This window comes from Roseovarius sp. M141, assembly GCF_024355225.1.
Classification (GTDB): Bacteria; Pseudomonadota; Alphaproteobacteria; order Rhodobacterales; family Rhodobacteraceae; genus Roseovarius.
On the sequence record NZ_VCNH01000008.1, the window covers coordinates 3,072,294 to 3,087,101 of the forward strand.

The window sequence follows — 14,808 nt, forward strand, 5'->3', positions numbered from 1 at the left end:
CTCGTCTCCGGTCCGAATACCTATCTGCCGTGCCGGGCGGGGAATTGTCCAGCCCGGTCACAGAACCAATTACGAGGCCGCCTTTCCCATGCGCATCCCTGCCCTTGCCCTTGTCATCACCGCCCTGTGTCTGACGGCCCAAGCCGCCCCTGCCGCCGAGGCGCGCAGCAGCTATGACGTGCGTCTGCTGGGCCTGCCTGTCGGCCAGTTGCGCCTTGCCGCGCGCGAGGACGGGGCCGCTTACGCCGTCAGTTCGACCTTCGCCACGACCGGACTTGCGCGCATCGTGGACGCCAGTTTCAGGCTCAGCGCGCAGGGGCGCATCACCGCAGGCGGCCTTGCGCCCAGCAGATATGACGAACAGATCGACACCGGTGACCGGCGCTCGACCGCGCAGCTCAGCTATGCGTCCGGCGTACCGCGCATCACCGGCGGCACCGTCGCGGCCAAGGTGGCCGAGGATCCCGATGCGCTGGACCCGCGCGCGCAAAAAGGCAGCGTCGATCCTCTGACCGCGCTCTACGGCGTTTTGCGCGGCCGTCCCGCAAAAGGGATCTGCCGCTATAGCGTAATCGTCTTTGACGGCGCGCGGCGCGCGGCGCTGGTTATGTCCGGGCGCCGCGATGCGGGTGATCTGGTCACTTGTACCGGCGCCTATACCCGCCTTGCCGGATTTTCCGCGTCCGAAATGAAGCGCCAGAGCGTCTATTCCTTTTCCATCACCTACGCGCCTGCCGGGGGGGTCATGCAACCGCAGTCACTATCGGTCCGCTCAGGTTATGGCACCGCCGAGTTGACCCGCAAGTAAATGACGCCGGACCTGCCCATCACCGAAGTTATTCCGCCACTGATCAAGGCGCTGCGCAGCCGTGGCCGGGCCGTTCTTCAGGCGCCGCCGGGTGCAGGCAAGACGACGCTGGTGCCGCTGGCATTGCTTGACGCCGGGGTGGCGCCGGGCCGCATCGTCATGCTGGAGCCACGCCGGTTGGCCGCGCGCGCCGCCGCCGAACGCATGGCCCAAACGCTGGGCGAGGAGGTCGGCCAGACCGTCGGCTACCGCGTGCGCGGCGAGGCAAAAGTATCAAAATCCACCCGGATCGAGGTGGTGACAACCGGCATTTTGACCCGCCGCATCCAGTCCGACCCGGAGCTGGCAGGCGTCGGCGCCGTGATCTTCGACGAATTTCACGAACGTAGCCTCGACAGCGATCTGGGCCTTGCGCTGTGTCTGGAAATCGCCGGAGCATTGCGGCCAGATCTGCTGCTGCTGGCGATGTCCGCCACGCTGGACGCCGCCCCAGTGGCGGTGCTGATGGGGGATGCGCCGCTGATCACATCACAGGGGCGCGCCTATCCGGTCGAAACGCGGTGGTTGGACCGCCCCGTGCCCAAGGCGCAGCGATTCGAGGTCGCGCTGGCCGATCTGACCTGCACCGCGCTGGAGCAAACGACGGGCGGCGTGCTGGTATTCCTGCCCGGCGAGGGCGAGATTCGGCGGCTGGAGGGGCTGCTGGCCCCGCACATACCTGTCGGCTGTGTCATCCGCCCCCTCTTTGGCGCGATGGATTTTACCGCCCAGCGCGCAGCGATCGCTCCCGAAGCATCGGCGCGCAAGATCGTGCTGGCGACCTCCATCGCGGAAACCTCGCTGACGATTGAGGGCATCCGCACCGTGGTCGACGGCGGGCGCGCCCGGCGCGCGCGGTTCGATCCCGCATCGGGCATGGCCCGGCTGGTGACGGAGCCGGTCTCGCGGGCCGAGGCGACCCAGCGGCAGGGCCGCGCGGGGCGGGTGGCGCCCGGCGCCTGCTACCGCCTGTGGACGCGCGGCGAAGAGGGCGCTCTGCCCGCCTTTCCCCCGGCAGAGATCGAGGCGGCGGACCTTGCCCCTCTGGCGCTGGAACTGGCCCTGTGGGGCGCCGCGCCCGATCAGATCCCGTTGCTGACCCAGCCCAACCCCGGCAGCTATGGCGAGGCGCAGGCCCTGCTGATGATGCTGGGGGCGCTGGATGGCGCGAGCCACATCACTGCCCACGGACGCGCGCTGGCTGCACTGCCGCTGCACCCGCGCCTTGCGCATATGCTGGCACTGGCCGGGCCGGACGCGGCCCCGCTGGCGGCGCTGCTGTCCGATCGCGATCCGCTACCGCGCAGCGCGCCTGCCGATCTGGTCCTGCGCCTGAAGGCAATCCGCAACCCCAAAGGCCCGCATCCCTACCCGCCCAGCCGCGCCGTCCTGCACCGCATCGCACAGGAGGCGCGTCGCCTGCGCAGCACGACAAAACCGCCCGGCGAACCAATCAGCGATGCCGAAATGGCCGCCCTCGCCTATCCCGACCGGATCGGTCTGCGCCGGCCCGGCGACGCGCCGCGCTATCTGTTGTCCGGCGGCAAGGGCGCAATGCTGGACGCGACCGATACCTTGGCCGGCCAGCGCCTGATCGTGGTGACGGACACCGACGGCAACCCGCGTGAGGCCCGCATCCGGCAGGCCATCGCGCTCAGCGACGCGGGGCTGCGCAGGCTTTTCGCGGATCAGATTGCTTGGCACGATGTCTGCGCTTGGTCGCGCCGCGAAGGCCGCGTGCTGACGCGCCAGCAGGAACGCTTTGGTGCGCTGGTGCTGGAGGATCGCCAGTGGAAGGGCGCGCCGCAGGCCGCTGTCGCGCGCGCAATGCTGGATGGCGTGCGCGACATTGGCCTGATCTGGACGGATGCCGCCCGCCGCTTTGCGGCGCGTGTGGCATTGGGGCGGGCCGCAGGGATGGACCTGCCCGATATGTCTGATGCCGCGTTGCTGGACCGTCTGGAGGCGTGGCTACTGCCCTATCTGGATGGCGTGAAATCGGCGCAGGATTGGCGCCGTTTCGACATATTGGAGGCGCTGCGCGCGCAGTTGGACTGGGACGCCATGCAGGCGCTGGACACGGCAACGCCCGCGCGGTTCACCACGCCGCTGGGCCGCGACATTCCCATCGATTATGGCATCGATCCCCCCGAAATCCAGCTGCGCCTGCAAGAGATGTTCGGCCAGACCACCCACCCGATGCTGGGCCGCACGCCCCTGCGCGTGACGCTGTTGTCACCAGCCGGGCGCCCCGTTCAGACGACACAGGACATTCCCGGATTTTGGGACAACTCCTACGGCGATGTGCGGCGCGACATGCGCGGGCGTTATCCGCGTCACCCTTGGCCGGAAGACCCCCGACAGGCCGACCCTACGCTGCGCGCCAAACCGCGCAAATAACAGGCCGTCTGGGGCCGATTCGCTGCGCCATCATTTGCAAAAATGCCCGATGCGGCGTAGATTGCAGTGTCGCATATAACAAAAACCATAAAGCGGTGAGGCAATCGACATGACCAATGGACTCAAAAAGGCATGGACCGAGCTGGTTCAACCCCTGCTGCGCCGTCCGCGCGAACATCAGGTGGCTGCGCTATGCTGGCGCGACGCAGAGGGCGGCGATGGCATCGAGATCCTGCTGATCACCAGCCGCGGCACCGGGCGCTGGGTCATGCCAAAGGGCTGGCCCATCGAAGGACTGACCGGCGCCGAGGCCGCCCTGCGCGAAGCGTGGGAAGAGGCCGGCGTCACCGGTGCGCCGCCTGCCGCGACGCCCATTGGCAGCTATGATTACGGCAAAACCCAAGAATCCGGCTATGATCTGGCGGTCGCCGTGCAGGTCTATAAGCTGCATGTGCAGGGATTGTCAGACAGCTTTCCCGAATCCGGCGAACGCCGACGGGCCTGGGTCAGCCCGGCCAAGGCCGCAACCATGGTGCGCGAACCCGGGCTTCAGGACATTCTGCGCGCGCTCTGACGCTGGTGGTGCCCCCTGCCCGCGAAAGACATTGATCCACCCGCCGTTCCTGTCTAATGCGTTTTGTCATATCTCTGACCCAAGAGGTGTGGCAAAACGCGCGCAACGCTCAACCGTTTCGCGCGTTTTGCGTTTGGGCGGATGCTACTGAAGGACGCGCAAGGCTATACCCCGGCGGCGACACATCAAGGCGGACGAATTTTGGCCAAAACCCCCGATACCCGCAACTGGAGCACGATCGACAAGGATCTCAGCCGGATTTCCCATGTCGAAACGGCAGCCGCCTACGCCGCCCGCCCGCTGATCGCCACCGGCGTTGCGCTGGCCTTTATCGTTCTGGCCGGGCTGGCCGCCGCCGTCTTCTTTGTGCAGACGCCGACCAGTAGCATCGTCGTGGCGGCTGCCGTCTTTGGCGCCTACATGGCGCTGAATATCGGCGCCAATGACGTGGCCAACAACATGGGCCCGGCAGTGGGCGCAGGGGCGCTGTCGATGGGCGGCGCCATCGCCATCGCCGTCGTGTTTGAAAGCGCCGGCGCGCTGCTGGCCGGCGGCGACGTGGTGTCGACCATCTCCAAGGGCATCATTGACCCCGCTGGCGTGGCCGAGACACGCGTTTTTGTCTGGGCGATGATGGCGGCACTGATATCGGCCGCGCTCTGGGTCAATCTGGCGACCAAGATCGGCGCGCCGGTCTCGACCACCCATTCGGTGGTCGGTGGCGTCATGGGCGCGGGGATCGCAGCCGCAGGGTTTTCCGCTGTCAACTGGCCCACCATGGCCGCAATCGCCGCCAGCTGGGTCATCTCGCCCATGCTCGGCGGTATTGTCGCCGCCGCGTTCCTTGCCCTCATCAAAAGCCGGATCCTCTATCAGGAGGACAAGATCGCGGCCTCCCGCCGGTGGGTGCCGATCCTGGTCGGTATCATGGCCGGCACGTTTGCGACCTACCTCGCCCTCAAGGGGCTCAAGAGCGTGATCAAGATCGACATGCCCACCGCGCTGTTGATCGGCGCCGCTCTGGGAACAGCGACATGGGCACTCACGCGCCCGATGATTCGGCGCAAGTCGCAGGGCATGGAGAACCGCAATAAATCGGTCAAGGTGCTGTTCGGGCTGCCCCTGATCTTTTCCGCAGCGCTTTTGTCTTTTGCCCATGGCGCCAATGACGTGGCAAATGCGGTCGGCCCGCTGGCGGCGATCGTGCATGCGGTCCAGGCCGGAGACGTGGCCGCAGACGTGCAGATTCCCACCTGGGTCATGGTCATCGGCGCGCTAGGCATTTCGTTCGGCCTGTTCCTCTTTGGGCCGAAGCTGATCCGTATGGTCGGCAGCCAGATCACGAAACTGAACCCGATGCGCGCCTATTGCGTCGCGCTGTCGGCAGCGATGACCGTCATCGTCGCCAGTTGGCTGGGGCTGCCGGTCAGCTCGACCCACATCGCGGTCGGTGGCGTCTTTGGCGTCGGCTTTTACCGCGAGTGGCACATGGAGCGGCGGCGGCGGCAAAATCTGCCCGTGCGCAGCGAGAGCCCAAGTATCGAGCCTGATGAGCGGCAGCGCCGCAAGCTGGTCCGCCGCAGCCACTTTATGACCATCGTCGCGGCCTGGGTCATCACCGTGCCCGCCGCCGCACTGATGTCCGCAGGTATCTTCGCGCTGCTGAACCTGCTGCAGTAACCACGTCCGCCGCATTTCCCCGGCGCTTTCAGCTTTTCACATGGCGGCTGTGGCATTGTTGGAACCTCAGCAGGTTCAGGACGGAAATCACAAGCGATCATACGAAATATGGCCGCGACTCGCCGAGCCACGGCCATTTCTCATTTCTGGAACACCTGACAAGAGTCGAGGCGTCATACCCCATCACACGAAATGCGCCACCAATCCGGCGGGGCCTTGCATATCCGAAATCCGGCTTAGCGCCGCCGGTCGCGGCGCGAGCTCATCGGCTGGAACGCGACACCGACATGTGCCTCGCAATAGGGCTTGCCCGCTTGGGACGGCAGGCCGCAGAACCAGAAATCGTCGGTCGCCGGGTCGCCCACTGGCCACTTGCAGGTCCGCGATGTCAGCTCCATCAGTGACAGCCTCTTCGCCTTCTTCTCAACTTCGTTGACCTTTGCCAATGCCTTGGGGTCAATCTCGTTGGCGGAGGGTTGCGGCGGCAGTGGCTGTCCGGCGGGAATGATCGGCTTGATCCGCGTGACAGGCGCGCGCTCTTCCTCTTCGGGCTCGGGGGCCGGTTCTGCCTTGGCGGCGGGCTTCTCCGCGGGCGCCTTGGTGGGCTTGGCCGCAGGCCGCAGCGGGGCCTTGGCCGCCGGTTTGACGTCGGCCTCTGCCGGGGCCGGGCTGGCAGTTTGCGCAGACGCGGCAGCGGCAGCACCGCCGTTGCGGTTCGACAGGCCCAGCCTGTGGACCTTGCCGATCACGGCGTTGCGGGTAACACCGCCCAGCTCCTTGGCGATCTGGCTGGCCGACTGGCCCTCGCCCCACATTTTCTTCAGCAGTTCGACGCGATCATCGCTCCAGGACATGGACCCGTTCCTATAACCAAGGGCGGCCCGCATCAGATCGCGCCGCCCTGCAAATTTCTTGAGATCCCTATTCTAATCACTCACGCTTGAGTTACAAGGCATCGATACATATCAGCGCCGGGCAAACCCGCGCGGCAGGACGATTCAGGAGCCTTTCATGCACGATTTTGCGAAAATGGGCACGCGCCGCTTTGGCCGCGTCAACTGGCTGGGCGTCGCCACGCTCTGCTCGCGCGAGATGCAGCGTTTCATGGCGGTCTGGACCCAGACACTGCTGGCGCCGCTGGCCACGGCGGCGCTTTTCATGCTTATCTTTACCATCGCTATCGGCCCTACACGCGGCGAGGTGATGGGCGTACCCTTCACGCATTTCATCGCGCCCGGTATCCTGATGATGACCGTGATCCAGAACGCATTTGCCAACACGTCATCCTCCATCGTCATCGGCAAGGTGCAGGGAAATATCGTCGACACGCTCATGCCGCCGCTCAGCCCGGCCGAACTGGTGGTGGGCTATCTGGTCGGGGCGATCGGTCGGGGCCTGTTCGTGGCGGTCGCGATCGCACTGGGGCTGGCGATCTTCCTCGGGATCACGCCGACACACCCGGTGCTGCTGCTGGGGTACGTGATCCTCGGCTCGGCCTTCATGGGCGCGGTCGGTATTGTCGCGGGCGTTTTCGCCAACAAATTCGATCAGATGGCGGCGATCACGAATTTCATCGTCACGCCCCTCGCGTTCCTGTCAGGCACGTTTTACTCGATCGATGCGCTGCCGCCCATGCTGAAGACGATCACCTATTTCAACCCGATTTTCTACCTCATTGACGGGCTGCGCTATGCGATGCTGGGCGTATCGGACAGCGCTCCGGCCTTGGGCGTTGCCGTCGCGCTTGGCTCTACAATGGCGGTCAGCGGCATCGCGCTGGCGATGTTTGCGCGGGGCTACCGGCTGAAGGCGTAATGCGCGCCGATTGACAGCGCGCAGCGCCTGAGTCACTCCTTGCAGCCTCAAGTCAAGGAAAACGCCATGATCCCGACCGTTCTGCCAACCTATAACCGCGCGCCCCTAACATTTGTAAAGGGCGAAGGCAGCTGGCTGATCGAGGCGGATGGACGCCGATTTCTCGATCTCGGCGCCGGCATCGCGGTCAACGCGCTGGGCCACGCGCATCCCGCGCTGGTCGCGGCGTTGACGGCGCAGGCGCAGGCGCTCTGGCATACGTCTAACCTCTACAACATCCCGGCCCAACAAGAGCTGGCCGACCGTCTGGCAGCCGCAACCTTCGCCGACACGGTTTTTTTCACCAATTCCGGAACAGAAGCCTGCGAACTGGCGGTGAAAATGGCCCGCCGCCATTTTTACGATGCAGGCCAACCGAGTCGGACCCATATCATCGGGTTCGAAGGGTCTTTTCATGGGCGCTCTGCCGCCGGTATCGCTGCCGCCGGATCAGAAAAGATGACCAAGGGATTTGGCCCCTTGCTGCCCGGCTTCACCCATCTGCCGTGGGGGGATCACGACGCGCTGCAGGCTGCGATCTCCGACCAGACTGCCGCAATCCTGATCGAACCGGTCCAGGGCGAAGGCGGCATCCGTCCCCTGCCCGATGTCTGCCTCAAGGGGCTGCGCGATCTGTGCGACGAACATGGTATCCTTCTGATCCTGGACGAGGTGCAATGCGGCATGGGCCGTACCGGGCGCCTTTTTGCGCATGAATGGGCCGGAATTGACCCCGACATCATGATGGTGGCCAAAGGCATTGGAGGCGGCTTCCCGCTTGGCGCGGTCCTTGCGACTGAACATGCTGCCGCTGCAATGGTCGCGGGCACGCACGGCTCCACCTATGGCGGCAACCCGCTGGCCTGCGCGGTCGGCTGCGCCGTGATGGACCAGATCGCCACCGAAGATTTCCTGCAAGATGTGCGCGCCCGCTCAGGCTATATGCGCCAGCGGCTCGAGGCGCTGGTTGCGACGCATCCGGACGTCTTCGAGGAAGTGCGCGGTAGCGGCCTGATGCTGGGCCTCAAATGCAAGGTGCCCAACACGGACCTGTTGAATGCCTGCTATGCCCAGCAACTCTGCACGGTGCCTGCGGCTGACAACGTCCTGCGCCTGCTTCCTCCGCTCAACATTTCAGAATCCGACATCGCCGAGGCGCTCAACCGCCTCGACAACGCCGCGGCAGCGCTTTCTTCTTGCTGAAAATATCCTCGGGGGTCCGGGGGCAGACAGCCCCCGGACCCCCGACAATTGGGACCGACAATGAATCATTTTCTCGACATCCATAAAACCGACCCCGCCGCCCTGCGCGGCATCATCGACAGTGCCGCCACGATGAAATCCGCCCGCGCCGGGCGCAGTCGCGGCGCACCGGATGATGATCAGCCATTGGCCGGGCAAATGGTCGCGCTGATCTTTGAAAAACCGTCGACACGCACGCGGGTCAGCTTTGACGTGGGCGTGCGGCAGATGGGCGGGCAGACGATGCTGCTGTCGGGGCAGGAAATGCAGCTGGGTCATGGCGAGACGATTGCCGACACCGCCCGCGTCCTCAGCAGGTATGTCGACTTGATCATGATCCGCACGTTTGATGAATCGGTGCTGATCGAAATGGCCGAATATGCCGATGTGCCGGTCATCAACGGCCTGACGGACCGCACCCATCCCTGCCAGATCATGGCCGATATCCTGACCTACGAGGAGCACCGCGGCCCCATCGCCGGAAAGAAGGTCGTCTGGTCCGGCGACGGCAACAACGTCTGCGCGTCCTTCCTGCACGCGGCAGGGCAGTTCGGGTTCGATCTGACCTTCACCGGCCCGGCGCAGCTGGACCCGGAGGCGGAATTTATCGGACTTGCCCGCAAGGCCGGCGCGCGTATCGATATCGAACGCGACCCTCACAAAGCCGTCTCAGGCGCCGATCTGATCGTCACCGACACTTGGGTCAGCATGCATGACAGCCAATCCGCCAAAGAGCGGCGCCACAACATGCTGCGCCCTTATCAGGTGAACGACGCGCTGATGGCCGCCGCCAAACCAGACGCCCTTTTCATGCACTGCCTGCCCGCCCACCGCGAGGAGGAAGCTACAAGCGCGGTCATGGACGGACCAAGCTCGGTCGTCTTCGATGAGGCCGAAAACAGGTTGCACGCGCAGAAGGCCGTGATGCGCTGGTGTCTGGGTCTGTAGCTGCGCATAGCCCGTCACCCGGTATCCGGTTTTAGCGTCGCAGTTTGATATGAACCGTCCGGGTTAAGCTGACGTCAGGATGTTGAGTATTCCCGGACGGCATTATCGCCGATCCCAAGTATGAGCCGTGCCCCCGCTTTGTCCTTTGACACCCTGCCGCGCGAACGGTCTTGGCCGCGCGGCAGGGGGCGGACGGGATTCAACACGCCTCCCCCATGCAGGATCATTGAATATCACCAAAACTCCCGCATCGGCAGATGCTCTGCAACAACGCCATACACTCCTTGAACCAGCGTTTTCGCCCAATGCATAAACACTTCGCCAAGACAGGCCCGTATAGCCCAAGCGTGACGACGACTTTGGACACAGCGGTGTGATCGCCCCGGCATCACACGTGAACAGGCTACAATACTTCGAAAAATAGGCAGACTTGCCTATAGCCGAAAACGGCTAAACCGTAATATAAGGTCTTGCAGTGTTTGTATGTTTTTTTTGTTGACGAGTAACGCACTGGAGATGAGTGATGGCCATAATAAATGGCACGCCCAATGATGATGTTTTTCAGGGCACCGAAGACGACGACGTAATCACCGGCCTTGGTGGCGACGACCTGATCTCAGGTGAAGGTCAAGATGATTTTATTGATGGCGGCGATGGCGATGACGTCATCTACGGCGATGCGGGCACCGGAACGGCGCCGGGCAGCAATGCCGGCTCGCTCCTGCTGAGCAGCACCAACTTCGTTAGCGAAACGGCCAGCGGCAATAACAACGCGGGGGTCGGCGACTCGGCGATCTATCGTGACGTTGCCGTTCTGGAGGACGGAACTTCGGTCTGGGGCCGTTTGATCGTTACCGGCGCGTCGGACCCAAATCTGAACATTGATATTTCTGGATCCAACGGTGCTGAAATCCTGCTGAACAGCGGCCCGTGGTGGCAACAGGTCGGCGCCGGAAGAACGGCCAGCTTCCGGTTCGAGTTTTTCGATCCGGCGACAGGTGATCCGGTTGCGCTGAACTCGACCGCGACATTCAATGACCTGGATCGCAACAGCGTTGGAGATCAGGAATCTGTCACGATCGATTCCAACAGCTTTTCTGCTTATGGAACGTCACAGGATACCTCGCTGAATGTCACGACCACTGGCGGGCAGGTCACTGCCGCAGGGACCGAAGCGAACGATCCGACAGATCAGGATGCATGGTTCAGTACCGAGTTCGAAAACCGCGAGTTCATCGAGTTCACGCTAGAGGCGCGGTCCACGCAATCCGGGTTCACGTTTTCGGGCGACCTGATCGACGACGTCGTCATCACTCCGGTCGTGGCGGGCGACGATACCCTTCTCGGGGGCGACGGACAGGACGTCATATTCGGTCAGGGCGGTAACGACAGCATCGATGGGGGCGACGGGAACGACACCCTCGAAGGCGGGTCCGGCGACGATATCGTGACGGGCGGCGCGGGCAACGACCAGTTGTTCGGCGGCGAAGGCCGGGACACGCTGAGTGGCGGCGAAGGCAACGATACCGTTAGGGGCGATCTGGGCGACGATCTGTTGGTCGGCGGCGCCGGAAACGATCGTCTGGAAGGCGAAGATAACAGCGACACATTCAGATTTGACGCTGCGGGCAACCACACGGTGATTGGCGGTGAGGACGCGGATGGTCTGGATGTCGATGTTCTGGACCTGAGCGGACTCAGTACCAATGTTACTAGGACCGGCGCGGAATCCGGGACGGTGGATTTCCTGGATGCATCCGGCAACGTCACCCATACGATGACCTACTCAGAGATCGAGCAAGTCATCTGCTTCACCCCCGGAACCCGTATCGCAACCCCGCGAGGCGAGGTGCCGGTCGAGATGCTGTCGATCGGTGACCGCGTCATCACCCGTGACAATGGTCTCCAGCCCGTGCGCTGGTGCGGGCGGCGCGACCTGCGGGTGGGCGAACTGATCGCAACGCCCAAGGTACAGCCGGTTCTGATCCGCGCGGGTTCCTTGGGGCCCAACATGCCGGTGCGCGACATGATGGTCAGCCCGAACCACAGGATGCTGTTGAACCGCGCCACCGCGCAACTTTTGTTTGAGGAGTCCGAAGTCCTGGTCGCGGCCAAACACCTTGTCGGTATGGACGGTGTCGAACGCGTGCGCCCGGCGGGTGTCAGTTACATTCACGTCATGTTCGATGCCCACGAGGTCATTCTGGCAGATGGCGCATGGAGCGAAAGCTTTCAGCCGGGTGACACGTCGCTGGGCGCAGTCGGGCAGGAGCAGCGCGACGAAATTCTGGGACTGTTTCCCGAGCTGGCGCAGGCGCAGGGCTTGAGCGCCTATCGCGCGGCGCGCCGTTCACTGAAAGGTTATGAGGCTAAGCTGCTGTTGTCCTGAACGCCCCGACAGCCCCAGGGTAAGCGCCAGCTGAACAGCACGAGGATTTCAAATTGGCGGCCTGAAGTTCCAAGGCAGCAATACGTCGTTGCGGTTTTGGGTATGCCCGCGTGCTATGGCCTCCAGCGTGGACTTGAGATAGGCGAAGGGGTCGACGCCATTAATATTGGCGGTTTCGATCAGCGAGGCGATGCGGCCCCAGGCTTTTCCGCCCTCCTCATGACCCACAAACAGGGCGTTTTCTTGTTCAGTGCGACCGGGCGGATGAGGTTCTCGATGCTGTTGGAGCCGATCTCGACGCGGCCGTCATGGGGGATATGGGCAAGCTTTTCGCTAAGGCGGGATTTGGTAGAGACACGCAGGCGCTGCTTCTGGAGCCAGTCGCCGAAGGCGACAACCAAGGGGGCCGTCCGTGCCTGTCGAGCCGAGAAACGTTGCCCGGGGTCGATGCCAGTTATGTCGGCCTCCACAGCGTAGACTCGGCTACCCGGCGCAGGCCCTCCGCCGCGATCTCGGGACCGTCACGGTCGAACACCTCCGTCAGTTTGCGCCGGGCATGCACCACATGATTCAATTCGGCGACCGGGTGCTCGAGGCGCTCGTTGATTTCTTCAACCTCGGCGACGCGCGCGGCGTCGCCTGCAAGGCTTCGAACGCCACGCGGTAATCAGGCGGCAAAACAGAGAGACCGAGGTCTTTGGCGGCAGCGATCCTAGCCAATTTTACAACACAACATCAGACCTATACCCGCTATATTCAGGTACCTGATTCAGTCTGCCGCAGATGGCCTGCGCGCCTACGGCGCCCTGACCTGGCGCCAATCCAAGCCCGCAAACGGCGCATCGAGCTATGCCCGGTCCAGCGTCCTCACACCATCCCGGATCACTGGTCAGGCGAACGTCGTCTCCTCCAGACGTTTATATGTCATCCACTGCCTGGCAGAGCATTGCGCAGCGATGTCCCGAGAGGGGCAAGCCCGGCCCCATCCCGTAAAAGGATCTTCAGCCTGTCGACCCGCTTGGCCCGAAACACGAACACTGTGCCGGTGAAGGCATCTTCCTGCAAAATCGACTGCACCAGCGCCGCCAGCCCGTCATGCCCCTTGCGGAAATCGACCGGCTGCGTCGCCATCAAAATGCGCACCCTGTGCGAGGGCATCATCATGTTGGCGATCCCACGGCCCGCACGATCTCGGCAATCCGCGCTGCCGAAGTACCCGCGTCCAAGCCGACCAATACTTCGCCAACCATGATCTCGATCGAAGGCGCGCCCGGGGCCGATGTGGTCTCCGGCGATGAACCCGAAGGCGCCTCATCGCACAGCATCAGCGGCGCAAATCCGGGTGGTCCCGGCACATCAGGCAGGACCAGCTTGCCGTCCTTCGCAAGACGCCGCCACTCCGAAATCCGGTTCGCGCGCACGCCATACCTGTCGGCCACATCACGAACCTTCACCCCGCGCTCCAGCGTATCAGCCACAAACCGCGCCGTGAGATTATCAGATCTCCGCCGTCGGCCCGTAGCGAAGCTGACCACTCCGCCTGACCGAAAAACTCCAGCGGACCTTCCAATGAGGAACTCCATCCCTGTTCCAGAATAGGCACGGCTTCCCGAAAACGACCCAGCAGAAAAAGGTGGGCGCCAGCTGGTGCTTACGCAGAAAGTGACGCCTCCCGCGCGCAAGGATCGAGTGACCAACGTGTTCAGAGCAGACCCATCAACGCAGCATGACCGCCTTCGATCTTTGCGTTCCGCCACGTCCGGTCGATATGAGTGATTGCATTAAAATTAGGATTGTAGGCCCGGAGTTTAGGTTTGCGGTTATCTTTCGACGCCTTCCGGGGGGGGCAAAGCCCGACGAAGAACAAAATGGCTGCGTCAGGTCGCAGAGTAACCCCATGGGTCCACCTAAGCCGGAGGAGGTTTGGACTAGGGTTAGGGAGGTGTGGGGTTATCGTGTTGCGTTATTGCCTGGTTTTCGAGGTCAGCATTCCGCCCTCGTATCCCTTTAGAACCATGCGCGCGCATTGCGCCGGCACCGGCGGAGCCAGTGATAGTTCTGGGAATAATGCCGCAAGTTCCCGCGAGAATTCCGGGTCTTCAGCCAGAAAGGGTGACGTCGGATCAAGGCTTTCGGTCGCCGCACCTTCAGCAAAGATGATCTGGTGTTCATCGAGCATAAGATGAAGGTAGGTCACCTGAGCGCAGGGGGCACGATAGATCGTATCGCCATTGATAAGATGTTTTGCCGCTACAAGAACCTCAGCCTCTCCGAACAGCAGCTCGGCCTGCCATCCGCTAACCAGCATCCGATGCTGCGGCGAGACAACAAGATCCCGCCGGTTGCCCAGCGCCCCCTCGGAGATGTGTATCGGCGCAAAATTCCCGGACCCGCCGACCGTCCGGGTGCCAATCCAGATGATCCGTTGGCTCCCGTTGTCCTTGGTCGCTACCTCGTCGCCCACTTCGAGAAGCTCGACCTTGCGCAGACCCGAAGGCGTTTCAATCAATGTTCCAGCGGTAAAGCATGGGGGGGCCAAAAGACTGACATCAACCGGATCCTCATCAGGCGCGGCTGTTGAGGAAACGAAGGTACCACTCTGAAGAATCTGCCCATCGGTGGGGGTGAATACCCTCTGCCCGTTTGCAAGGTAGAATGTGGCGCCGGTGTAGGTGATATCACCCACTCCGGAAACGTTGATCGTCACGGTATCACCGGGATACGAGAAGTCTACGACGCTACCATTAACTGTATCGCCGACGTCCCGACTGATGAAGCCATCGTCATTCTGATCGATGATGCCCAGCACGGAAACACCCAGCGGTGTCCCCCCCGCGGGGGGGGCGAACGGGTTTATGCTTAGAAACTGGTCAC

14 protein-coding genes are annotated in these 14,808 nt (G+C 63.1%); 8 read left to right on the plus strand and 6 right to left on the minus strand.

What is annotated here, in order from left to right; genetic code table 11:
• Nucleotides 1–88: 88 nt before the first annotated feature.
• From FGD77_RS18850 to FGD77_RS18865, 4 genes are all read left to right on the plus strand, one after another.
• Nucleotides 89–808 (plus strand): DUF3108 domain-containing protein, encoded by a 720-nt coding sequence (locus tag FGD77_RS18850; protein ID WP_255012538.1) that lies wholly within the window; start codon nt 89–91, stop codon nt 806–808.
• Nucleotides 809–3,247, plus strand: coding sequence for an ATP-dependent helicase HrpB (gene hrpB / locus FGD77_RS18855; RefSeq protein WP_255012554.1), 2,439 nt, complete (start codon nt 809–811; stop codon nt 3,245–3,247).
• A gap of 109 nt (nt 3,248–3,356) precedes the next feature.
• A complete protein-coding gene (locus tag FGD77_RS18860; RefSeq protein WP_255012557.1) occupies nt 3,357–3,821 on the plus strand; it encodes an NUDIX hydrolase in 465 nt (154 codons plus the stop codon).
• Nucleotides 3,822–4,022: 201 nt separating this feature from the next.
• Nucleotides 4,023–5,501: an inorganic phosphate transporter gene (locus tag FGD77_RS18865; RefSeq protein ID WP_255012560.1), complete on the plus strand. Its 1,479-nt coding sequence runs from the start codon at nt 4,023–4,025 to the stop codon at nt 5,499–5,501.
• A 236-nt stretch (nt 5,502–5,737) separates the two neighbouring features.
• Here FGD77_RS18865 and FGD77_RS18870 read toward each other — a convergent pair whose 3' ends face one another.
• Nucleotides 5,738–6,355 carry a GcrA family cell cycle regulator gene (locus FGD77_RS18870; protein ID WP_255012562.1) on the minus strand — a complete coding sequence of 206 codons (618 nt, stop codon included), beginning with the start codon at nt 6,353–6,355 and terminating at the stop codon, nt 5,738–5,740.
• A 157-nt stretch (nt 6,356–6,512) separates the two neighbouring features.
• On the opposite strand from FGD77_RS18870, the gene FGD77_RS18875 reads away from it, so the two are divergent.
• The 4 genes from FGD77_RS18875 (at nt 6,513) to FGD77_RS18890 (ending at nt 11,934) form a co-directional block, all read left to right on the plus strand.
• The gene (locus FGD77_RS18875) at nt 6,513–7,316 is read left to right on the plus strand and encodes an ABC transporter permease (protein ID WP_255012565.1); all 804 of its coding nucleotides are present in this window, start codon (nt 6,513–6,515) and stop codon (nt 7,314–7,316) included.
• A gap of 66 nt (nt 7,317–7,382) precedes the next feature.
• Nucleotides 7,383–8,558, plus strand: coding sequence for an aspartate aminotransferase family protein (locus tag FGD77_RS18880; protein WP_255012568.1), 1,176 nt, complete (start codon nt 7,383–7,385; stop codon nt 8,556–8,558).
• Nucleotides 8,559–8,618: 60 nt separating this feature from the next.
• Entirely contained in the window at nt 8,619–9,545 is a 927-nt protein-coding gene (gene argF, locus FGD77_RS18885; protein WP_255012572.1) for an ornithine carbamoyltransferase, read from the plus strand.
• A 523-nt stretch (nt 9,546–10,068) separates the two neighbouring features.
• The gene (locus tag FGD77_RS18890) at nt 10,069–11,934 is read left to right on the plus strand and encodes a Hint domain-containing protein (RefSeq protein WP_255012575.1); all 1,866 of its coding nucleotides are present in this window, start codon (nt 10,069–10,071) and stop codon (nt 11,932–11,934) included.
• 48 nt (nt 11,935–11,982) lie between these two features.
• Here the strand turns inward: FGD77_RS18890 and FGD77_RS22510 are convergent, their stop codons facing one another.
• From FGD77_RS22510 to FGD77_RS18910, 5 genes are all read right to left on the minus strand, one after another.
• Entirely contained in the window at nt 11,983–12,162 is a 180-nt protein-coding gene (locus FGD77_RS22510; RefSeq protein WP_369682740.1) for a transposase domain-containing protein, read from the minus strand.
• Complete coding sequence (locus FGD77_RS18895; protein WP_255012578.1) at nt 12,114–12,404, minus strand: transposase; 291 nt, start codon at nt 12,402–12,404, stop codon at nt 12,114–12,116. Before FGD77_RS18895 ends, FGD77_RS22510 begins: the two co-directional genes overlap by 49 nt.
• 454 nt (nt 12,405–12,858) lie before the next feature.
• Nucleotides 12,859–13,098, minus strand: a complete 240-nt coding sequence (tnpB, locus tag FGD77_RS18900; protein WP_255012581.1) for an IS66 family insertion sequence element accessory protein TnpB — start codon at nt 13,096–13,098, stop codon at nt 12,859–12,861.
• Entirely contained in the window at nt 13,095–13,517 is a 423-nt protein-coding gene (locus tag FGD77_RS18905; RefSeq protein ID WP_255012584.1) for a transposase, read from the minus strand. The genes tnpB and FGD77_RS18905 overlap by 4 nt, the downstream gene beginning before the upstream one ends.
• A 380-nt stretch (nt 13,518–13,897) precedes the next feature.
• Complete coding sequence (locus FGD77_RS18910; RefSeq protein WP_255012589.1) at nt 13,898–14,743, minus strand: Hint domain-containing protein; 846 nt, start codon at nt 14,741–14,743, stop codon at nt 13,898–13,900.
• Nucleotides 14,744–14,808 lie beyond the last annotated feature (65 nt).

Coding starts and splice junctions, on each gene's coding strand:
- FGD77_RS18905 (WP_255012584.1), bottom strand. CDS start 13,517: ATGGAGTTCCTCATTGGAAGGTCCGCTGGAGTTTTTCGGTCAGGCGGA.
- FGD77_RS18850 (WP_255012538.1), top strand. CDS start 89: ATGCGCATCCCTGCCCTTGCCCTTGTCATCACCGCCCTGTGTCTGACG.
- tnpB (WP_255012581.1), bottom strand. CDS start 13,098: ATGATGATGCCCTCGCACAGGGTGCGCATTTTGATGGCGACGCAGCCG.
- FGD77_RS18890 (WP_255012575.1), top strand. CDS start 10,069: ATGGCCATAATAAATGGCACGCCCAATGATGATGTTTTTCAGGGCACC.
- hrpB (WP_255012554.1), top strand. CDS start 809: ATGACGCCGGACCTGCCCATCACCGAAGTTATTCCGCCACTGATCAAG.
- argF (WP_255012572.1), top strand. CDS start 8,619: ATGAATCATTTTCTCGACATCCATAAAACCGACCCCGCCGCCCTGCGC.
- FGD77_RS18880 (WP_255012568.1), top strand. CDS start 7,383: ATGATCCCGACCGTTCTGCCAACCTATAACCGCGCGCCCCTAACATTT.
- FGD77_RS18870 (WP_255012562.1), bottom strand. CDS start 6,355: ATGTCCTGGAGCGATGATCGCGTCGAACTGCTGAAGAAAATGTGGGGC.
- FGD77_RS18875 (WP_255012565.1), top strand. CDS start 6,513: ATGCACGATTTTGCGAAAATGGGCACGCGCCGCTTTGGCCGCGTCAAC.
- FGD77_RS18860 (WP_255012557.1), top strand. CDS start 3,357: ATGACCAATGGACTCAAAAAGGCATGGACCGAGCTGGTTCAACCCCTG.